The organism is Marinomonas algicola (assembly GCF_014805825.1).
In the GTDB taxonomy this organism is placed as follows: domain Bacteria; phylum Pseudomonadota; class Gammaproteobacteria; order Pseudomonadales; family Marinomonadaceae; genus Marinomonas; species Marinomonas algicola.
In genome coordinates this window covers 1,050,754-1,070,567 of record NZ_CP061941.1, presented here as the reverse complement: position 1 = coordinate 1,070,567, position 19,814 = coordinate 1,050,754, and the positions used below count along the sequence as shown (strand labels likewise).

General features: G+C 42.5%; 22 protein-coding genes. 6 read left to right on the top strand and 16 right to left on the bottom strand.

From position 1 onward, the window contains the following. Positions 1-59 precede the first annotated feature (59 nt). The 3 genes from IEZ33_RS04825 to fabF all read right to left on the bottom strand — a co-directional run bounded on the left by IEZ33_RS04825 (position 60) and on the right by fabF (position 2,441). Positions 60-521 (bottom strand): GNAT family N-acetyltransferase, encoded by a 462-nt coding sequence (locus tag IEZ33_RS04825; RefSeq protein ID WP_191602575.1) that lies wholly within the window; start codon positions 519-521, stop codon positions 60-62. A gap of 80 nt (positions 522-601) precedes the next feature. Beyond that, positions 602-952 (bottom strand): hypothetical protein, encoded by a 351-nt coding sequence (locus IEZ33_RS04820; RefSeq protein WP_191602574.1) that lies wholly within the window; start codon positions 950-952, stop codon positions 602-604. A 220-nt stretch (positions 953-1,172) separates the two neighbouring features. Beyond that, positions 1,173-2,441, bottom strand: coding sequence for a beta-ketoacyl-ACP synthase II (fabF, locus tag IEZ33_RS04815; RefSeq protein ID WP_191602573.1), 1,269 nt, complete (start codon positions 2,439-2,441; stop codon positions 1,173-1,175). A 137-nt stretch (positions 2,442-2,578) separates the two neighbouring features. Here fabF and IEZ33_RS04810 point away from each other — a divergent pair, with 137 nt between their 5' ends. After that, on the top strand, positions 2,579-3,217 hold the full coding sequence (locus IEZ33_RS04810; protein ID WP_191602572.1) for a TetR/AcrR family transcriptional regulator: 639 nt from the start codon (positions 2,579-2,581) through the stop codon (positions 3,215-3,217). A gap of 128 nt (positions 3,218-3,345) precedes the next feature. Here IEZ33_RS04810 and IEZ33_RS04805 read toward each other — a convergent pair whose 3' ends face one another. From IEZ33_RS04805 to IEZ33_RS04790, 4 genes are all read right to left on the bottom strand, one after another. After that, positions 3,346-4,020 carry an HAD family hydrolase gene (locus IEZ33_RS04805; protein WP_191602571.1) on the bottom strand — a complete coding sequence of 225 codons (675 nt, stop codon included), beginning with the start codon at positions 4,018-4,020 and terminating at the stop codon, positions 3,346-3,348. Between the two features lie 320 nt (positions 4,021-4,340). Beyond that, complete coding sequence (locus tag IEZ33_RS04800; protein WP_191602570.1) at positions 4,341-5,309, bottom strand: transposase; 969 nt, start codon at positions 5,307-5,309, stop codon at positions 4,341-4,343. Between the two features lie 213 nt (positions 5,310-5,522). Further along, a complete protein-coding gene (locus IEZ33_RS04795) occupies positions 5,523-5,657 on the bottom strand; it encodes a transposase (protein ID WP_191602569.1) in 135 nt (44 codons plus the stop codon). Between the two features lie 9 nt (positions 5,658-5,666). Continuing rightward, positions 5,667-5,843: a hypothetical protein gene (locus tag IEZ33_RS04790; protein ID WP_191602568.1), complete on the bottom strand. Its 177-nt coding sequence runs from the start codon at positions 5,841-5,843 to the stop codon at positions 5,667-5,669. Positions 5,844-6,119: 276 nt separating this feature from the next. Between IEZ33_RS04790 and IEZ33_RS04785 the strand changes: the two genes are divergently transcribed. From IEZ33_RS04785 to IEZ33_RS04770, 5 genes are all read left to right on the top strand, one after another. After that, a complete protein-coding gene (locus IEZ33_RS04785; RefSeq protein WP_191602567.1) occupies positions 6,120-6,317 on the top strand; it encodes a hypothetical protein in 198 nt (65 codons plus the stop codon). Positions 6,318-6,659: 342 nt separating this feature from the next. Beyond that, positions 6,660-7,532: a 4-hydroxy-tetrahydrodipicolinate synthase gene (gene dapA / locus IEZ33_RS04780; protein ID WP_191602566.1), complete on the top strand. Its 873-nt coding sequence runs from the start codon at positions 6,660-6,662 to the stop codon at positions 7,530-7,532. Between the two features lie 243 nt (positions 7,533-7,775). Beyond that, complete coding sequence (locus IEZ33_RS04775) at positions 7,776-8,552, top strand: MFS transporter (RefSeq protein WP_240009635.1); 777 nt, start codon at positions 7,776-7,778, stop codon at positions 8,550-8,552. Beyond that, entirely contained in the window at positions 8,497-8,901 is a 405-nt protein-coding gene (locus IEZ33_RS20700) for an MFS transporter (protein WP_240009634.1), read from the top strand. The genes IEZ33_RS04775 and IEZ33_RS20700 overlap by 56 nt, the downstream gene beginning before the upstream one ends. A 71-nt stretch (positions 8,902-8,972) precedes the next feature. Next, a complete protein-coding gene (locus IEZ33_RS04770; RefSeq protein ID WP_191602565.1) occupies positions 8,973-9,200 on the top strand; it encodes a hypothetical protein in 228 nt (75 codons plus the stop codon). Positions 9,201-9,270: 70 nt separating this feature from the next. On the opposite strand, the gene tilS is transcribed toward IEZ33_RS04770, so the two are convergent. The 9 genes from tilS to IEZ33_RS04725 form a co-directional block, all read right to left on the bottom strand. After that, positions 9,271-10,572, bottom strand: a complete 1,302-nt coding sequence (gene tilS, locus IEZ33_RS04765; protein WP_191602564.1) for a tRNA lysidine(34) synthetase TilS — start codon at positions 10,570-10,572, stop codon at positions 9,271-9,273. An 80-nt stretch (positions 10,573-10,652) separates the two neighbouring features. Next, positions 10,653-11,600, bottom strand: coding sequence for an acetyl-CoA carboxylase carboxyl transferase subunit alpha (gene accA, locus IEZ33_RS04760; protein WP_191602563.1), 948 nt, complete (start codon positions 11,598-11,600; stop codon positions 10,653-10,655). Positions 11,601-11,715: 115 nt separating this feature from the next. Beyond that, positions 11,716-15,189, bottom strand: a complete 3,474-nt coding sequence (dnaE, locus tag IEZ33_RS04755) for a DNA polymerase III subunit alpha (protein ID WP_191602562.1) — start codon at positions 15,187-15,189, stop codon at positions 11,716-11,718. A gap of 4 nt (positions 15,190-15,193) precedes the next feature. Further along, positions 15,194-15,793, bottom strand: coding sequence for a ribonuclease HII (rnhB, locus tag IEZ33_RS04750; RefSeq protein ID WP_191602561.1), 600 nt, complete (start codon positions 15,791-15,793; stop codon positions 15,194-15,196). Further along, positions 15,793-16,965: a lipid-A-disaccharide synthase gene (gene lpxB, locus IEZ33_RS04745; protein ID WP_191602560.1), complete on the bottom strand. Its 1,173-nt coding sequence runs from the start codon at positions 16,963-16,965 to the stop codon at positions 15,793-15,795. Before lpxB ends, rnhB begins: the two co-directional genes overlap by 1 nt. 82 nt (positions 16,966-17,047) lie before the next feature. Continuing rightward, positions 17,048-17,836 carry an acyl-ACP--UDP-N-acetylglucosamine O-acyltransferase gene (lpxA, locus tag IEZ33_RS04740; RefSeq protein WP_191602559.1) on the bottom strand — a complete coding sequence of 263 codons (789 nt, stop codon included), beginning with the start codon at positions 17,834-17,836 and terminating at the stop codon, positions 17,048-17,050. Further along, positions 17,836-18,273: a 3-hydroxyacyl-ACP dehydratase FabZ gene (fabZ, locus tag IEZ33_RS04735; protein WP_191602558.1), complete on the bottom strand. Its 438-nt coding sequence runs from the start codon at positions 18,271-18,273 to the stop codon at positions 17,836-17,838. Before fabZ ends, lpxA begins: the two co-directional genes overlap by 1 nt. A gap of 14 nt (positions 18,274-18,287) precedes the next feature. Then, positions 18,288-19,310 carry a UDP-3-O-(3-hydroxymyristoyl)glucosamine N-acyltransferase gene (gene lpxD / locus IEZ33_RS04730; RefSeq protein ID WP_191602557.1) on the bottom strand — a complete coding sequence of 341 codons (1,023 nt, stop codon included), beginning with the start codon at positions 19,308-19,310 and terminating at the stop codon, positions 18,288-18,290. Between the two features lie 2 nt (positions 19,311-19,312). Next, the gene (locus IEZ33_RS04725) at positions 19,313-19,807 is read right to left on the bottom strand and encodes an OmpH/Skp family outer membrane protein (protein ID WP_240009633.1); all 495 of its coding nucleotides are present in this window, start codon (positions 19,805-19,807) and stop codon (positions 19,313-19,315) included. Between the last annotated feature and the right edge of the window lie 7 nt (positions 19,808-19,814).

Here is a 19,814-nt window from a genome sequence, read left to right as displayed (position 1 = left end):
ACGTCCATGCTCTACAAAAAACCTTTGATTCATATTACTCTATCCCCCAAGAGGCCCTTTTAGGCTTCATTGATATCGGCTTTAATCATATCAATATGTAAAATTCCATCTTCATCGTAAGGCTCATTAACGGCGGCAAAACCTAGCGATTCATAAAATTTTTGCAAATACACTTGAGCGCCTATTTTTATCCCTGTATTCGGGTATTTTTCTTCAGTGAAACGAATGGCTTCCTTCATCAACGGGCGACCAATCTTTAAATGCCTAACTTCTAAGCATGTCATCACTCGACCAATGGAAGGGAGCTCATATTTAATGCCTGGATCAACAACACGTACGTAAGCAACCAATTGATCCTCTATAGATACAACTAGGTGCCAAGACTGTAAGTCCATTTCATCCGTTTCTTGATAAGGACATTCTTGTTCCACAACAAAAACCGCTTCTCTTGCCTTAATGATTGTAAATAATTCAATAGAGGACAAGTCTTCGATTCGAGACCATTTAAAATCCAATTTCATAAAACCATCTATCTAAATAAAAAGGATTAAGAATACAAAAACCGAATAGAAAAGGGTAGAAGCTTTTAAAGACACACGTATTAGGCCGTGACATTTAAAATTTGCCCCAAAGCTTGCGAGGGCTCTTTCACCTTTTCTTGGTAAGTAAGGGGTTGTTTTTCTAGTGAATTATGCTCAAGTAACGGTTTTGTCTGATGAGACTCTAGTAAGGCTTGGACAACGTGATAATCAATACTTCCATCTGGCTTTTGAACAGCAGACGCCTCTGCTCCAAGCAGCGCGGTTAGGTTATTGACAATATCATCTGACGTTAATGTATCTGGGCCGACACGATCTTGTTCTTGTCGCTCTTGCTGTCGTCTTTCTATTTGTAGCGGGCTTTGTGATGAAGAGAATGCACTCGTATCACAGCCATTAATGGCCAATCCCATACTGAATCTCGTCTATTGTGTTTCAATATATAGTTATAGCTTAGTTAACAATAACGTACTGCAGCAAACTCATTTTATTCGAGTCTTACCCTAATCATAATTAACAACTCATCCTTGAGTATGCGTTTTTTTAGACAGTAATTATCTAATGCTAATAAAGTAGTGGGTGCATGAGCATCGATGACTCTATGAAAATTTTCTACTCGTTGCCTCATTCACCTTAATAACGCTTCAATACTAACGCGGCATTCACGCCGCCAAAACCGAAACCATTACACAAAACGTACTTTACATTTTTTACACGCGAAACCAATGGCACCAGATCAAGATCAGCCATACTGTCTTCAACATTCTCTAAATTGAGGGTTGGCGGCAACATACCAGAGCGTATTACTTGAGCACTAAAAATAGTTTCCACACCACCAGCCGCCCCCAACAAATGCCCGGTCGACGATTTCGTGGATGAAATGGCAACGGCATTTATCTTGTCTCCAAACACTTTTCTGAGCGCATTTATCTCGCCACGATCTCCAATAAGCGTCGAGGTTGCGTGAGCATTTACATAACCAATTTTGTCAGCGTTTATGTTTGCCATCGCTAAAGCGGTGTTAATAGCACGAGCAGCCCCTTCACCACTTTCTGGTCCAGAAGTTAAATGGTAAGCATCGGCACTTGTGCCGTATCCAACCACTTCAACTAAAGGCGTTGCACCGCGGGCTAAGGCATGTTCAAGGGTTTCTAATACGACTAAACCCGCTCCCTCACCCATAACAAAGCCTTCACGATCTTTATCGAAAGGGCGAGACGCTTTGGTTGGATCATCGCTTCGAGTGGAAAGCGCTTTTAGAGCACCAAAACCAGAAAGAGACAAAGGATCGATGCAAGCTTCGGTTCCACCAGCTAAAGCCACTTTTGCTTCGCCTGTTCGCAACAGACGCATTGCATCACCAATAGCTTGCACCCCTGCCGCACAGGCTGTGACTGGCGTACCGAGCGGCCCTTTGAATCCATATTTGATGGAAACATTACCGGCCGCTAAGTTCGCAAGGAAGGCTGGAACCGTAAAAGGCGATAACCTACGAGCACCTTGGTTTGTCAACACAGATTGAGCATGAGTAATGGTCGGTAAGCCACCAATGCCCGTTGCAATAATGGTTGCTGTTGCTTCCTGATCCGCAATGCTTGATGGCTTCCAATCCGCTTGTGCTAACGCCTCCTGCGCCGCCGCAAGAGCAAATAAGGTAAACAAATCGACCCGTTTACGCTCTTTAGAAGAGAGATAATCAGCTTCGTTCAAGCCATTATCTTGCTCTTTGTGACTTGGAACTTGTCCGGCAATATGAGTGCTCAGAACATCTGTTAATGTGGTTGGTAATAAGCGGACTCCGGACTCGCCACGAAGCAAACGTTGCCACACAGACCCGACACCTAATCCAAGGGGCGATACTAACCCCATTCCGGTTATTACAATACGATCTTTAAGCGACATAAGTTCACCCTCTTTTGTTGCGACACAAAGAAAAACCTCATGCTAGAGAAAGTCTTTATATGATCAAGATAATATTAAAAACCTCTGCTACCATGTTCCTATATCCATTTTGAGTCGGCTGCCAGAAGGAGAAATTTATGCCTTACACACCTGAACATAAAGAACAAACACGCCAGCGGATATTACAAGCCGCCGCGAAGTTATTTTGTTCACAGGGTTTTGATCGAGTCACCCTAACGCAAATAATGAAACAAGCGAATATGACGCACGGCGCTTTTTATGCGCACTTTTCAGGTAAGAGCAGCTTGTATGAAGCGGCAATGCAGTTTGCGACCTCCAATGCGTTTTGGGCCCGTGACGATAAGCAAACAGAAAGCAAAGAAACTCACATTAAAGCCTTAGTAACTCGCTATCTGAATTGGGGAAATAAAAATAGTGAGCCTTCACCACTGGAGTTTTTAGTAACGGATGCCGCCCATAAGGAAGAAAAGGTTCGAAAAGCTTATCAAGCTTGCTTTGATAATCTCGTTGAGCGTCTAGAAGGTATTCTAGAAAAACGCGGTAGCCAAGAAGCAAAGGCCTTAGCTGAAGAAACGGTCGTCTCGTTAGTGGGTACTGTCGCCATCGCCCGTTCTTTTTCGCCTTCAATACAAAAAGACTTTTTAAAGCGAGCAAAACAACGTATCGTTTCTCGATTAAATAGCGAACTAAAACGCCCTGAGATTACGGGATCTATAAACACAACAGCACCGAGTAACGGTGACTACCATTGCTAGCCCGGATATGGCTGTTCGATGCTTCCTCTAAGAGGATCGACAAGAAAAGATCAAGGCCGAAAAAATCAAGAATGACACCAATAAAGTAATTCAATGACGTTCGGCTTTTACAGCAGTGGAATCGTGTATTAACGGCTTGATTGCAGCTGAACATTCTCTGCTATCCATTTTGTGGCTTTACCCAAGTCACTGCATTCGTAGACCGTTTTGGAAAACGCATCACGCACACTATGCGATGATGAAACGCCAATGCATTTCATGTTTGCTCGAATGGCAGCAAGACTTCCGTTATAGGTGTCTTCAATCGCCAGACATTCCGATGGCTGTCGCCCTAATTTGTCTGCAGCCAATAAATAACAATCAGGAGCAGGCTTACTGTGCTCTACATCATCACCGGAAACGACCACAGATACATACTTTTCAAACCCGTGATTCTTTAGTGTGATATTTACACCCTCTCTTCCAGCTCCAGTGACAATACCAACTTGTAAACCTTGTTCATAGAAATAACGAACGGATTCAAGTGCACCACTCATAAGAGGAAAAGCCTGTTTAGCCAAATAAGCATTTGTGATTTCCGTTTTAGCTAATACAAGTGTTATTGGCTCAACGTCTAGGGAATGATTCTCTACAATTGTTTTAGCATTTTCTGTGGTTGGAATTCCTGCATACTGGCTTTTGTACTCTTCATGAGACAGATCAACATTATACTTATGTAGCACCTCTCTCCACATTTCAAAATGCGCTTGCTCTGAGTCCGCAATGGTTCCATCGTGATCAAAAAGAATGGCTTTTATATTCATAGTTATCCTTATCTATATATTCAACAGTTAATTTACCGTAGACACCCAATATTAAAACATTAATTTACCATAGACAGTAATTTACCGTAGACACCCAATATTAAAACATTAATTTACCATAGACACCCAATATTAAAACATCAGAAAAGACTTTTAATATTTTGATTCGTTTAAGTATTAGAAACATAAAAAACTCAATTTTTAATAAGAAACCGTCTTTATTGTTATCTGGCTAGACGAAAATAGTGATTTTGAGGCGAGTAAATCTGCTTACCGCTTAGTAAGGCTCGGGGGAATTTGAAATAAAACCTTTGGTTACACTAGGCAAGTAATCGACAACACCGTTTATTCGGCCTTGACCTTGGTTGGGCGTTTTTGTAACGGGTTATGCTGTTTTCCTGACCAACCACGCTATGAGTATTTTGCTCGAACTTAATAGCGATCGTTAGCCAGTTGTCAGATGATATTCCAAGACGCTGTAAAATGGGTGAAAGCGACAAGTCAATCGAGCCTATCTTGTCTTGTCGAACAATACGACCTGTCATATCAACCAGTTCAAGATAATCCGTTAACTTAAATAAGATCCCTTTGTTTTTATCTTTGTGCTCATCACCAATAAAAGGATACAAAGCGTTGGGTTGAGCACCTTCTCCCGCCGCTTTCACTCGTTTCTTGATGCTGGTAAATTCTGATGTTTCCGGTTTCTCAGCTACACCAGCTCGAATAGGATTAAGATCAACGTACGCCATGCAAGCCAAAACAGAGGCTTCGTCTAACAACGCCTGAGACTTAAAGCGCCCCTCCCAAAACCGTCCCGTACAGCCATCTTCAACATTGGATTGGCGGGCAATCGGTTCATTTAATTCCCGCATAAACCAGCTGATGTCAGACAATCTTTCTCGATACGCTTCCGCCGACCTTTCTGCTAATTCTATGGCATAGTCCGGCATGGTATCGCCACGAGCGTATTGTTGAGTGAATAACGTGCCTTTATGCAATGCATGCCAGCGCCTCAACACCTCATGAGTAGACCAATTTTTGGCTTGTTTTTCATCAAGATGCAGCACAATATGCAAGTGATTGCTCATCACCGCATAAGCACAAATATCGATAGAAAAGAGTTGAGCTAAAAATAAAATTCGCGCCTCGATCCACCCACGACGGTGCTCAAAGCTCTTTCCGGTGACAGAGTCTTCACCACATAAAAAAGCACGGCGAACGCATCGAGAAGTACAGTGATAGTAAGGTGTATCAGACAAACTGACTTGTTGGCTTCTGGCCCTTGGCATCGTTTTTTCCTCATCCTTGAGTTTGGTTTTTTTCTAGTTTAGACCGTGATCAAAAAAACATCAATAAAGTAATGGGTGGCCTGTATTATTATTGTACTTTTGATCTCGTGCAAGCACCGCCCAAACACCCTTACTAGTTTATTCGCTAATGCAACAATCACTTTGTTGTTATGCATTCTTGACTGCAAATTCATAACCCATTCATAATAAGGCTTACTCGGTTTCAAGTTTCAAATGCCTTATTACCGCTCTCGCGCCATGTGTAAACATACGTCTTAGATAAGAATCACCACGTTTACTTATTCCTAATAAAAGCGATTTTCCACCACTTGAATGTTGGCTTGGCACTAAACCTAATCACGCCGATGACGTTAATCGACCAACACCTAGAATATCTCTAATTGCTTGGCATTCACTGCTTTCTTGGCTCGCACGATCAATTTCATCATCTAAGCTTTCAATATAGTTTTCTAAATCCGTTAACCGTAATTGCATCGATTTAAAACGAGAGCGCGTGTTTACACCTTTATCCACGGCCTGTTATTTCTTGTATGGAGGCTCTTATCCTTTGATAGTAAATCACTTTTCGCATTCCCGCTATTACATTTCGAGCAACGAATGATTATTTAAAATTGCCCACATGTCTCTAAGCTGATGCTATTAAAACGATATGCATAAAAATCTTACGTCTTCTCTGTACTGACGATGGCAGTGACACAAGCCGAAAAGGCGTAGGCTTTTTTTTGTATTCCAAAGGTATTTTGAGCGGCTAGATGGCGTTGTCGGTCTAAAGACGCGACCTACACTTTTATGATCCAAGAAGGTTTGGCGGGGTTAGGTGGTTTTGTCGGTCTGAAGACCGCACCTACTTTTTATAATCCAAGGGGGGTTGGCGGAGTTAGGTGGTTTTGTCGGTCTGAAGACGCGACCTACACCTTTATGATCCAAGAGGGTTTGGCGGGGTTAGATGATTTTGTCGGTCTAAAGACGCGACCTACACTTTTATGATCCAAGAGGGTTTGGCGGGGCTAGATGATTTCGTCGGCCTGAAGGCCAGACCCACATTTTATGTTCCAATAGGGTTTGGGGTGTTTAGATAAGTTTTTAAGAATATTGAAGTTTTAATTGACAGGGGCTGAGGGATTAGGCAGGATAAATGCACAATTTTGAAGAGATCATCATGAACGTATTTTCTTATAAACAGGTAGCAAAAAAATGTAAGGTGAATAAACCTTGCATCACGGCTGCTCGTTTAAAGTAAGTATCTTTAACCTCGACAGCCATCAGGTTGTGAGGCATTCCTTTTTTGTTTACTTCCCCTGCTGGCGTCATAATAAATAGGACAATTTTATGTTTCGCGGCGCAATTACAGCTTTAGCAACCCCTTTTATTAATGGTCAACTTGACGAAGACGCTCTAAGACGCATCGTGCGCTGGCAAATTGCCGAGGGTATTAATGGCTTAGTGCCTGTTGGCACAACGGGTGAGTCCCCTACTCTGTCTGAAGCAGAGCACAAACGTGTTATTGAAATTACCGCTGAAGAAACCAACAAACGCATTCCTGTTATCGCTGGTGCGGGATCAAACAACCCTGTAGAAGCCGTAGAATACTCAGATCACGCTCTAAAATCCGGTGCTGATGCGACGTTACATGTGGCGGGTTACTACAATCGTCCGAATCAAGCAGGCTTGTACGAGCACTACCGCTTTGTACACGACAATTCAGAGCTACCGATTGTGGTTTACAACATTCCACCTCGTGCCATTGTTGGGTTGGAAGTAGACACGTTAGCAAAACTAGCCGAATTACCAAGAATTATTGGGGTGAAAGACGCCACAGGCGACCTAACCCGCCCCATTCGTGAACGTGCTTTAATCAAAAAAGCGTTCAGTTTTCTCAGTGGTGATGATCTAACCTCTGTTGCGTATAATGCGGGTGGCGGCCATGGTTGTATTTCAGTAACATCCAATATTGCCCCGGCTAAAGTTGTTGAATTACATCAACTTTGCCTTGCTGGTGAATTTGTTAAAGCACAAGCCTTACAAGACCAACTCTTTACCTTACACAACGCTCTTTTTTGCGAACCAAGCCCTGCTGGCGTTAAATATGGTATGTCATTATTGGGGTTATGCTCTGATGAATGCCGTTTACCTGTAATGCCCCTAAGCGAGCAAGGGAAAGCAACCATTAAAAATGCCATGTTAGGACTACACCTAATCTAACCGCTATTTAGTCCACCCATTGTCGAATCCAACCAGGTTGAAATGAATGCATTTAAACAGATTCATCTGTCAGGTATCTAAATGCCTCTCTGGTTGGGTGCCTAAATGCATTTTTTGCTATTTTATATGAAAAAAGATCTTTTTGAAGGTGATGTATTCGTTCACGAATCTGCTATATTCGTTGGTCATGTCGATTCAATATTCAGATAAATATATGCAAAACATCAGCAAAAGGAGATACGTATGTTAGGAGTCAGTGTTTGGGGTTTGGCATTAGGACAAGCCTTGCTCATAACCGGAAACATTCTGCTTGTTTCGGTGACCGCTTTAATAGGTCAACAACTGGCTCCGAGTTTATCTCTGGCAACTCTGCCAATCGCCACACAATTTTTAGGGTTAATGGGCGTTATTCTGCCGGCAGCACTATTAATGCGAACCGTAGGCCGGAAAAAAGGCTTTTTCATTGGTAACCTGATTGGCATTATCGGTGCTTCCACTGCTTTTTATGCGTTACAAGAAGCCAACTTTGCCCTTTTCTGTTTTGCTACCTTACTGTTAGGTATGGCCATTGGTGTTGGCCAACAGTATCGATTCGCCGCGATTGAAAATGCGCCAAATGATAAAACCCCACAAGCCATTAGCTTAATTATGGGCGCGGGGGTGATTGCCGCCATCTTGGGGCCTAATATGGCCATATGGGCTGAATTTATGGTACCGGACACTCAATATCTTGGGGCATTCGCTGCATTGTTGGTGTTGTATGTTTTCACTACCCTATTGATCCTTGCCCTGCCTCTTAGGCAACCCACAGAAGAAGAACAAACAGGCACACCAAGATCTTACAAAACGCTCTTAAAACAACCAAATTTAGTGGCGGCCATTACCTCTGGGGTAATTGGCTATGCATGGGCATGGGTTTCATTTTGGTCATACCGCCACCGTCATCCAATGGCATGTGCTCGGCATGTTTGCGCCTTCCTTTTTCACCGGCAAGCTAATCCAAAAATACGGTACCACTAAGATTATACAATCTGGCTGTTTGCTATTATTAACGTGCGTTATATTAAATCAGTTTGGCTCAGGCTATTGGTACTTCTGGACCGCGCTGATCTTTCTTGGTATCGGTTGGAACTTCACCTTTATTGGTGCAACGACCCTGCTAACTAAAACCTACCAACCAGCCGACAAAGCCAAAGTTCAAGGGTTAAACGATTTTTTAGTCTTCACGGGAGCCACAATCGGCAGTGTATTAGCCGGCTACTGGCAAAACATTTTTGGCTGGGAAATACTCAACCTATTAATGATCCCATTTATTATCGCCGCCATGGCAAGTGTGTGGCTAAGCGCCAGAAAACCACTTCCAATATAACGCCTCTGGCTTTACGTTTATTTGTCAGTACAATAGTTACCCTATACATTAAGCGAATAACGGAACGAAACATGGCAAAGCAAGGCTCAGGCGGTAATGTTATCGCCGCAATTTGTAATATCTTCATCCCTGGTTTAGGGCAATTGGTTCAAGGACGCCTCTTTAGTGCTCTGTTGTTCTTTATTACAACGGCCACTTGCTACGCGCTAAGTGCAACCATCATATTATTTTTTATGTGGATTGTCGGCGCGATCGTCCATTTATGGTCCATCATTGACGCTGCACGCTATTCAAATTAGCCAAATCACGGAATGACCTTTCCTTGCTGATAAAAAACGGACTATTGGCAAGGAGCGTGTTGTTCCCTGTTTATTCAATGATCCAAGAATGGTTATTAGGGTTTACTTTACTTGGCTTAGGTAAAACAAGATTCTTATTAATTATCCACTCAATGTGAAGCTCTGGGTACTGAGGGTTCTGCCAAAGGTCCCCAATCGCCACTAACACATCATTTTGAAAAACATAAGGTAAATGATCTCGCCACCATACCGGTATTTGCTGATCATTAAACCATTTCTTTAATAACCGGTGTTGACCAGAAGGCATGAGCAAGCTTAGCTGACTCGGCCTAAGCTTTAATTCAAGCGTCCCCTCCCCCTGAACCATCACTTGATCAAATGCTCTATTGACTGTCACGCCAGACTCTAAAAGCAATGGCACGGATGGCTCATCTTTTGGTAACACGTATAAAACGCCTTTTAAGCGTTGAAGACGTTTGCCAGACAGCACAATTAGTGGCTGGTGATCGGTGTCGCTCGATACGCTGAACGCCACGTTTTCCAGTTGGGCGTAGGTCGCATTGATGGCGTGTTCTCGCAAGTAAGATTGCAGCCAGTAAATTTGTTCTGCTACTGGCTGGTTAGGCAAATCGGCCAAAATTAACCCACCCCATTCATTGATATTGGCCGACATAACTCGACGAGCTAACCGGTCCAATATGGAGTAATCGACTTGAATCCTGGCGGCCGTATTCGATAACTGCTCTTCTATTTTAGGGGCGATTGTTTTTAGAGTGGGCAATAATTCTTGTCTAATTTTATTCCGCTGGAAACGCACATCCCTGTTTGACTCATCTTCAACCCAGGCTAACTGAAATTGTGCCGCATATTCATAAAGCGTTTGTTTCGGTAGATGCATTAACGGACGCAATAAAGAGCCTTTCCCTAACCGTCTTCGATGCGGTATGCCCGCGAGACCCCGTCCGCCAGTTCCTCTTAATAAACGGAACAATAGCGTTTCAGCTTGATCGCCTCTATGATGACCTAGAAGAAGTACATCATTAACTCCGATATAACGCTCAAATATTTCATAACGAGCGTCTCTCGCCTTTTCTTCTAACGAGCCCTTAGCTGAATCCAGCACCACCTTATGGCTGTAAAAATCCACAGCCATGGTATCGCAAAGTCGTTTACAATGAGCCAGCCAATCATCCGCATTAGCACTCAACCCATGATGGACATGCACAGCGATAATCTTTTTTGGCAAACCCAAGTGCACAACCGAATGCAAAAGCACGACAGAGTCCACACCACCACTTAAACCAACCACAATGGTATTGATGTGATCGGATTGCAAAAAAATTCTATCTTCTCTCTGCAGTTCAAATAGCATGTACTCAGACTCCAAACAACATCACCTAGGCTAAAAACAAAAAAGCCCCCAATTAAGGAGGCCATTTTTAATCAGAAATATTATAGACCGTAAGACATAAGACGCTCATAGCGACGTTCTAAAAGTTCGTCCATACTGTATTCATCCATGCGCTCAAGTGCCGCTAGAATGTTTTCTTTTAAGCTAAGAGCCATCTGCTCATGCCCAACATGGGCACCGCCCATAGGTTCAGGTACGATGGTATCTACAATACCCAATTCTTTTAAGCGGTCAGACGTAATGCCCATTGCTTTTGCGGCATCGGACGCACGATCGGCACTTTTCCACAAAATAGAAGCGCAGCCTTCTGGAGAAATAACAGAATACGTCCCGTATTGCAGCATCATAAGCTCATCACACACTCCAATGGCTAATGCACCACCAGAACCACCTTCACCAATTACCGTTGAAATAATTGGGGTTTTTAGACGCGACATAGCCGCTAGGTTAAAGGCAATGGCTTCACTTTGACCACGCTCTTCCGCACCGATGCCAGGGTAAGCTCCTGGTGTGTCAATCAAAGTAATAATTGGCATTTTGAAACGCTCAGCGGTTTCCATAAGACGCAACGCTTTACGATACCCTTCAGGGCGCGGCATACCAAAATTACGTAATACTTTTTCTTTAACTTCACGACCTTTTTGATGACCAATAATCATCACAGGACGACCATCTAAACGTGCAATGCCACCAACAATCGCTCTGTCATCGGCATAATGACGATCGCCGTGCATTTCTTCGAAGTCAGTAAAGGCATGTTCAATGTAGTCTAATGTATAAGGGCGTTTGGGATGACGAGCAAGCTGAGAAACTTCCCATGCGCCCAAATTACTAAACAAGCTTTGGGTCAATGCCACTTTCTTTTCTTCTAGACGACTGATTTCATCGCCAATATTCAGTTTGTTATCGTTGCCAACTAAGCGAAGTTCTTCAATTTTTTGCTCAAGTTCAGCAATCGGCTGTTCAAAAGGTAAGTAATTTAAATTCATGGTATACACACTGCTGTATGGTTCATCGAGAACAAAAAAAACCGCAACGGGCTTTTCCTGCTATCCCTATCGCTACCTTATCGTAGCCTTCTAATTTTGATAACGCTAAAATACCTCAATTATACACGAGCTGAACATTTTGTTTACCGTAATGTTTCTGAAGTTCGTGTATTAATTGATCATCAGGCATAATTTTCCAGTTTGACCCTAAGCGAATATCACCTTGGGCTCTCTCCGTACTAAAAGTGATGACAACATCACAACCATCTCCAATGTATGGCTTCATGAAGTCAGACAACACATTAACGTCTTTTTCAGTAACGTCGTTGTTCACCCAGTTAATACGTAATGCTTCAACATATCGCACGCGTGCTTGAGGAAAATCCAGAACTTTACGAGCAATCACTTTTTGCCCACCGCGGAATTCATCCACGCTGATTTCACCTTCAACCACGACGACTTGATCCTTAACGATCACATGACGGAACTCTTCATAAGAATCTGGAAAAACCGTCACTTCAATCCGCGCAGATCGATCGTCTAATGTAACAAAAGCAATATTGCCACCTTTTTTACTTTTGGTAATTCTTAAATCAACAATTAAACCGGCTATAATTTGCGCTTCACGTTTTGGTTGTAAATCCACAATTCGAGCGCGAGCAAAACGGCGAATTTCTCTCTCATAATCGTCTATTGGATGCCCTGTAACGTATAGCCCTAAAGTATCCTTCTCACCGTCTAATCGTTGTCGACTTGGCCACTCCATTTGCACACCATTTTCGTCATAAGCAGACTCAATGGTTTCTTCTACAGCAATACCAAATAAATCCATCATGCCAGCGTCTTGGCTTTTAGCGCTTTGATCGGCTCTTTTTAACGCCCCGGAAATACTTTCAAACAAGGTCGCTCTATTGGGGCCAATGGTATCAAATGCGCCTGAACGCACTAATGCTTCCATAACACGCTTATTTACTTTGCGGCCAACACGTTCACAAAAATCAAAGATATGCTTAAAGGGGCCGTCTTGTCTCGCTTCAACTATGGCCTCAATAGGGCCTTCACCAACCCCTTTAATCGCACCTAATCCATAGACAATTTCGTTGCTTGGGTTAACGGTAAATTTGTACATAGATTCATTAACGTTCGGTAATTGAAGCGTTAATTTCATTGCTCGACATTCTTCAATAAAAATAACGATCTTATCCGTATTTTGCATATCCGCAGAGAGTACCGCGGCCATAAAAGGTGCAGGGTAGTGATTTTTAAGCCAAGCGGTTTGATAGGAAACCAATGCATAAGCGGCCGAGTGTGATTTGTTGAAACCATAACCGGCGAATTTCTCCATCAAATCAAAGATATTACCCGCAAGATCTTTATCGACACCGTGCTTGCTGGCCCCTTCCATAAAGATTAAACGCTGCTCTGCCATAACCTCAGGTTTTTTCTTACCCATTGCTCGACGAAGTAAATCGGCGCCACCTAGACTAAAGCGTGCTAAAACCTGAGCAATCTGCATTACCTGCTCTTGATACAAGATAATGCCGTACGTTGGTTCAAGTACCGGAATCAGATCATCATGTTGATAATCCACATGAGGGAAAGCCAACTCCGCTCGCCCGTGCTTACGGTTAATAAAGTCATCTACCATGCCGGACCCCAGAGGGCCTGGGCGATATAAAGCAACGAGGGCGATAATATCCTCAAAACGTGAAGGCAGAAGTTTTTTAATCAACTCCTTCATGCCTCGAGACTCTAGCTGGAATACCGCGGTAGTTTCTGCTCTCTGTAGCAAGTCATAGGTGGTTTTTTCTTCAAGATCGATCAGGCTGATATCGAGATCTGGCTTACCGTCAAAAGCATTAATTTGGTTGATGTTTTTCACCGCCCAATCCACAACGGTCAGCGTTTTCAAACCTAGGAAGTCAAACTTAACCAGACCGGCTTCCTCAACATCATTTTTATCGTATTGGGTGACTAGGCCTGAGCCGTCTTCTTCACAATACAAGGGGGCGAAGTCCGTTAGTTTTGTTGGGGCGATCACCACACCACCCGCATGCTTACCAAAATTTCGCACCACACCTTCTAAAGAAAAGGCCATTTCCATAATTTCAGCGGCATCTTCATCTGAATCAATAAATTCTTGTAATGCCGGTTCCACTTCTAGCGCTTTTTTTAAAGTCATGCCAATTTCGAACGGAATGAGCTTAGACAGCTTGTCCCCTAAACTGTATGGCCGACCCTGAACTCGTGCTACATCTCGCACCACCGCTTTCGCCGCCATAGCACCAAAGGTAATGATCTGAGAAACGGCGTCACGACCATAGGTTTGCGCCACATAATCAATCACTTTATCGCGGTTTTCCATACAGAAATCGATATCGAAATCCGGCATGGATACCCGCTCTGGATTCAAGAAACGTTCGAACAGCAGATCGTATTCTAGTGGGTCTAAATCGGTAATATTGAGAACGTAAGCGACCAAGGAACCGGCACCAGAACCACGGCCGGGACCAACCGGTATATCATTGTCTTTGGCCCATTGAATAAAGTCCATTACGATAAGAAAATAGCCAGGGAACCCCATTTGTAGAATGATATTTAACTCAAACTCCAAGCGATCAAGGTATTCTTGTTTTCTATCTTCAACACGCTTGCCATACTTTTTAACCAAAAAGTCAAAACGCACTTTCAAACCATCGTGAGACAACTGACGAAAATACTCATCCATTGTCATGCCCGAAGGAACAGGGAAATCGGGTAGGAAATACTCTCCTAGCAACACATCCACATTACAGCGTTTAGCAATCTCAACGGTATTTTCTAGGGCTTCAGGAATGTCTTCAAACAGCGCCTCCATTTCATCAGGAGACTTTAAATATTGCTCTTCAGAATAACGCTTTGGTCTTCGGGGGTCATCCAGTGTCACGCCATCGTGAATACATACACGCGCTTCATGCGCTTCAAAATCTTCACGCTTTAAAAAACGTACATCGTTGGTTGCCACAACAGGACAAGCGAATTCTTCAGCTAACGTAACCACAGAGTGAATATAATCTTCTTCACCATCTCGGCCGGTTCGCTGTAACTCTATATAAAAGCGATTAGGGTAAATACGCATCCAATGTTGTAACTGTTGTTTCGCTAACTCAACTTGACCTGATTCAAGGTATTGCCCAACATCACCATATTGAGCCCCCGAAATGGCTATAACATCCTCACTGTGCTGCTCCAACCAGTCTGGCTGAATTATTGGCCTGCCTTGATGTTGGCCCAGCTGATACCCTTTAGAAATGACTTCTATAATATTTTTATAGCCTTTGTTACTCATGGCTAATAAAGTAAATCGTGAATTATGTTCTAATTCACCATGAGCCGCTACCATAACATCGGCCCCACAGATAGGCTTAATGCCACTCGACATTGCGCCTTTGTAAAATCGAACAAAGCCACATAAATTATTTTCATCGGAAATGGCAACGGCGGGCATGTTTAAACTTTCAGTGGCCGCCAAAAGACCTTTGACTTTTACTAAACCATCAACCAAAGAGAATTCAGTATGTACTCGTAAATGAATAAAGGAACGACTCACAAAATTACCTTTGTAGAATTTTTTTAACAGGTGAAAAGCTACTACGATGAATTGGCGTAACGCCCAATGTCTCAAGTGCTAATAAATGTTGCGCTGTTGGGTATCCTTTATGCTTTTCAAAACCGTAGCCAGGATACGTTTCCGCTAAAGCGACAATTTCAGCGTCGCGATGAACTTTCGCTAAAATAGAGGCCGCCGAAATAGACGCCTCTCTAGCATCCCCCTTTACGACAGCTTCGGCCGAGCAAACCAAATTTGAGGGTACTCGATTACCATCTATTAAAGCATGTTCAGGCACGGTAGTTAATCCATTAACCGCTCTTGTCATCGCCAACATGCTGGCATGTAAAATATTCAATTCATCAATTTCAGCCACGTCAGCGTAAGCAATACAGTAAGCCAGTGCTTTAGCTTTTATCTCTAAAGCCAAGGCGTCGCGCTTTTTTTCTGACAATTTTTTCGAATCAGCCAAACCTTGAATGGGTTTTGTAGGATCGAGTATGACGGCCGCGGCAACCACATTACCCGCTAAGGGGCCTCGACCAGCTTCATCCACTCCCGCGAATAAAACACCCTTATAAAAATCACTAACAAAAGGCTCCATTATGGCTTTCTCTCGGCTTGCTTTCTTTCAACTAAATCAACAATCGCTTGTGCAGCGGTTGCACCGGCATTTTTCCGTAACATCTTATGTAGGTCCAAATACGTCTGTTGGATATCTTGGTTTTCCTTAAACTCTTGCCATGTCGTTAATAAGGTTTTTGCCAATTTATCTGGTGTTGCATCATCTTGAATTAATTCAGGAACCAAAGCCTTGTTTGCTAGTAAATTTGGCAAAGACACATAAGGTACCTTGATCATACGTGACATAATCGCATAGGTTAATTTGGTAAAACGATAAGCCACAACCATAGGTTTTTTCACCAACATGGCCTCTAGTGCCGCCGTACCTGATGCCAATAATATCGCATCAGAAGCGATCATTACGTCTCTAGACTGGCCATCTACAATAATCGCGTCGACATTTGAGCCTTTTAATAATGAGGCTATTTGCTCTCGTCTATCATCGTTTACAACAGGGATGATAAATCGAGCATCGGGTTGATCTTTAAGAACTTTTGACATCGATTCTATAAAAAGCGGCGCTAAACGCTCAACTTCGCCTCTTCTAGAGCCGGGCAAAACAGCAAAGACAGGTCCAGCTGTATTGACTATATTTAATTTTTCTCTTGATTGGGCTTGGTCACAATTAAGAGGAATATTGTCTGCTAGCGTATGCCCTACGCACTCAACCGAAATGTCATGTTGCTGATAAATGGGTAACTCGAAAGGAAATAAGGCTAACATTAAATCAACAGATTTTTTAATTTTAAAGATACGTTTTTTTCGCCAAGCCCAAACAGATGGGCTAACATAATGTATGGTTAACACACCTTTTTCTTTTAACCTCCTTTCTAGAGGCAAGGTGAAGTCAGGTGAATCAATGCCAATGAATGCGGTCAATGGTCGATCAACACAATCTTGGTAGAGACTTTTACGAATCTTTAATAATTCAGGTAATCGACCGAGCACTTCAACCAATCCCATCACAGAAAGCCTATCCATGGGAACGACACTTTGAAAGCCTTGGGCGGCCATCAATGGACCACCAATTCCCTCAAAAATAGCATCTGGACAAAATTTCTTTAGAGATTCAATTAAATTCGCACCTAAAATATCACCTGACGCTTCACCAGCGACAATGACATAACGTGGTACTGATGGGGTATTACTCATACAAAACACTCATTTGAGAATTTTAAAACCAATAGCAATGTGCTGTCATAAAAAAACCCCAGATAAACTGGGGTTTTTACATTTATTTTTTACCCGGCCGAATGACACCTCTTTTAGAGCGTCTAAAAGATTGAATAAAAGCATCCACTTCTGGAAAATCTTTCGCAAGTGTTTGCTCCAATTCAGATAGAGCATCTTCTAATTTCAGGCCTTTAAGATAGACAATTTTATACGAATTTCTAAGCGCCTTAATAACGTCAACACTCATACCTCGTCTTTTCATCCCTTCAAAATTCATTCCATGAGCATTTGAAGGATTACCTGAAACCATGACATATTCCGGAACATCTTTTGTTACCATTGAACCCATTCCGCACATACTGAAAGAGCCAACTTGGCAAAATTGATGGACCCCCGTATAACCACCTAGCAATATTGAATCACCGATCGTGACATGGCCGGCCAAAGCAACGTAATTCGCTAGAATATTATTGTTACCAACAATACAATCATGGCCAATATGTGTACTGGCCATAAATAGATTACCATTACCTATAACCGTTTCGGAATTATCTTGAATCGTACCGCGATGTATCGTGGCATTTTCACGAATTACATTGCAATCACCGATAATTAACCGAGTAGGTTCGCCATTATACTTTTTGTCTTGGTTCGCTTCACCTACAGATGAAAATTGAAAAATTTCGTTATCACGACCTATCGTTGTATGCCCATTAATAACGGCATGAGATTTGATTACGGTACCTGAAGCAATTTTCACGTTAGGCCCAATAATAGAGAAGGCACCTATTTCAACGTTGGCATCAATTTCGGCACCGGGATCAACAATAGCTGTAGGGTGAATACTCACTAAATTTTCCTATCTGCACACATGATTGTTGCTGAACAAGCCAATTCACCATCAACCGTTGCTTTACACTCAAACTTCCAAATTCCACGTTTCTCAGTGACAATCTTAGCCTCTAATTGCAAACGATCACCAGGTACTACAGGACGTTTAAAACGCGCCTTATCGGTTCCTACAAAATAATAGATAGAACCATCTTCAGGGGTTTTATCCATTGTTTTAAAACCTAAAACACCGGCGGCTTGAGCCATTGCTTCGATAATGAGAACGCCTGGCATGACTGGATGATCAGGAAAGTGTCCATTAAAAAAAGGTTCATTAATAGTGACATTCTTATACGCCACTATTGATTCGCCTAAATTCAGTTCAACCACTCTATCTACTAATAGAAAAGGATATCTATGCGGCAAGTATCGGCGAATTTCATTCACATCCATCATCTAATATTAACCTTTTAATATAACTTGTTTAGTTGTTTTTCCAGCTGAGCAATGGCTTTTGCCATTTCATCAATTCTTCGAAGTCGTGCCGCAGAGCGTCGCCATTTATCGGTATTGTCTAACCCGGTACCTGAAGAGTATGAACCAGCAACAGAAATCGATTTACTTACTAAGCTCATTGCGGTTATGTGGACATTGTCGGCAATCTCTAAGTGACCAATAACACCAACACCACCAGAAATAGTACAATTTTGCCCGATTGCCGTGCTGCCTGCTATCGCAGCACAACCCGCTATCGCTGTATTATCACCGATCTCAACATTATGAGCAATTTGTACTTGGTTATCTATAATAACACCATTCCCAATTCGAGTATCCTCTATTGCGCCTCGATCTATGGTGGTGTTCGCTCCTATTTCTACCTTATTACCAATTTCTACGGAGCCAAGCTGATGGATTTTTTGCCACCCTTGGCCTTCTGGAGCAAAACCGAAACCATCGGCACCAATAACAGCACCACTATGAATAATGCAATCCTTGCCAATAATTACGCTATGATAAATGGTCACATTCGCATTTAGCTTAGTATTACGGCCAATAAATACATTTGCTCCCAGTACACAGCCAGCAGAAACAACAACGTTATCTTCTAAGACTGCATTCTCTTCAATAACGACATTTGGTCCAATTGTAACATTACGACCAATATGGGCACTTTCTGCAACGGTAGCCGTTGCATGCTTACCCGTCCAATTTGAGGTCACTGTGTTAAATAAAGCGGTTAATTTAGCAAACGCTAGATAGGGATTCTCAACAATAATAGCATTCGAGACTTTATCTGCTTGAGCTTGATTTTTTACTAAAACACCACCCGCGTTCGTCTTATCTAACTCAGCAACGTACTTTGGGTTAGCAACAAAAGTGAGTTCATTTGCCCTAGCTAATTTTATGGTGGCCAAGCGATCAACTTTTATTAAGCCATCACCGTGTAGCACACCACCCACAAAATCACACAATTGCCCCAAAGTATAAGACATTTTTATTGGGCCTCATTTAACCTTTTAACAAATTCGGCCGTTAGATCTACACCTTTATTCGCATATAAGCTTAATTGCCTATTTAACACCAAGTCTAATTTTTTATCTTCTATAAGTTTTTTCAACACGACTTCGGCATCAGGGGACAAGGAATCAATTAACTTTTGCTCCATTTGTTTCGCTTGACGCTGCATATTCGCCCCCATGTTACGAATGGCCGCATCCCTTTGATTTAGCTCTTGAACACGACTTTTATATTCTTCAGGCGCTAAAGTGAGCTCTTCACGCTTAAGCTCTTGAGCAAAATCATCTAGCTCTTTCCGAGCGCCATTTAATTGATTTTCCATATTAAGCACTTGCTTTCTTGGTTCAACCGATGCAGCTAGCCCTCTTTCGCTTTGCAATAATGCGGCTCTAAAATCAATGACAGCAACGTTTGTTGCGTAACTAGACATAGACAACAGCATACCTAAAACTAACCCGAGAATTTTATTCATTATTACT

What these genes read in the sequence shown, in the direction of transcription:
- IEZ33_RS04825 (WP_191602575.1), bottom strand. Translation starts at nt 521, where the DNA reads ATGAAATTGGATTTTAAATGGTCTCGAATCGAAGACTTGTCCTCTATT.
- IEZ33_RS04820 (WP_191602574.1), bottom strand. Translation starts at nt 952, where the DNA reads ATGGGATTGGCCATTAATGGCTGTGATACGAGTGCATTCTCTTCATCA.
- fabF (WP_191602573.1), bottom strand. Translation starts at nt 2,441, where the DNA reads ATGTCGCTTAAAGATCGTATTGTAATAACCGGAATGGGGTTAGTATCG.
- IEZ33_RS04810 (WP_191602572.1), top strand. Translation starts at nt 2,579, where the DNA reads ATGCCTTACACACCTGAACATAAAGAACAAACACGCCAGCGGATATTA.
- IEZ33_RS04805 (WP_191602571.1), bottom strand. Translation starts at nt 4,020, where the DNA reads ATGAATATAAAAGCCATTCTTTTTGATCACGATGGAACCATTGCGGAC.
- IEZ33_RS04800 (WP_191602570.1), bottom strand. Translation starts at nt 5,309, where the DNA reads ATGCCAAGGGCCAGAAGCCAACAAGTCAGTTTGTCTGATACACCTTAC.
- IEZ33_RS04785 (WP_191602567.1), top strand. Translation starts at nt 6,120, where the DNA reads ATGATCCAAGAAGGTTTGGCGGGGTTAGGTGGTTTTGTCGGTCTGAAG.
- dapA (WP_191602566.1), top strand. Translation starts at nt 6,660, where the DNA reads ATGTTTCGCGGCGCAATTACAGCTTTAGCAACCCCTTTTATTAATGGT.
- IEZ33_RS04775 (WP_240009635.1), top strand. Translation starts at nt 7,776, where the DNA reads ATGTTAGGAGTCAGTGTTTGGGGTTTGGCATTAGGACAAGCCTTGCTC.
- IEZ33_RS20700 (WP_240009634.1), top strand. Translation starts at nt 8,497, where the DNA reads ATGTTTGCGCCTTCCTTTTTCACCGGCAAGCTAATCCAAAAATACGGT.
- IEZ33_RS04770 (WP_191602565.1), top strand. Translation starts at nt 8,973, where the DNA reads ATGGCAAAGCAAGGCTCAGGCGGTAATGTTATCGCCGCAATTTGTAAT.
- tilS (WP_191602564.1), bottom strand. Translation starts at nt 10,572, where the DNA reads ATGCTATTTGAACTGCAGAGAGAAGATAGAATTTTTTTGCAATCCGAT.
- accA (WP_191602563.1), bottom strand. Translation starts at nt 11,600, where the DNA reads ATGAATTTAAATTACTTACCTTTTGAACAGCCGATTGCTGAACTTGAG.
- rnhB (WP_191602561.1), bottom strand. Translation starts at nt 15,793, where the DNA reads ATGGAGCCTTTTGTTAGTGATTTTTATAAGGGTGTTTTATTCGCGGGA.
- lpxB (WP_191602560.1), bottom strand. Translation starts at nt 16,965, where the DNA reads ATGAGTAATACCCCATCAGTACCACGTTATGTCATTGTCGCTGGTGAA.
- fabZ (WP_191602558.1), bottom strand. Translation starts at nt 18,273, where the DNA reads ATGATGGATGTGAATGAAATTCGCCGATACTTGCCGCATAGATATCCT.
- lpxD (WP_191602557.1), bottom strand. Translation starts at nt 19,310, where the DNA reads ATGTCTTATACTTTGGGGCAATTGTGTGATTTTGTGGGTGGTGTGCTA.
- IEZ33_RS04725 (WP_240009633.1), bottom strand. Translation starts at nt 19,807, where the DNA reads ATGAATAAAATTCTCGGGTTAGTTTTAGGTATGCTGTTGTCTATGTCT.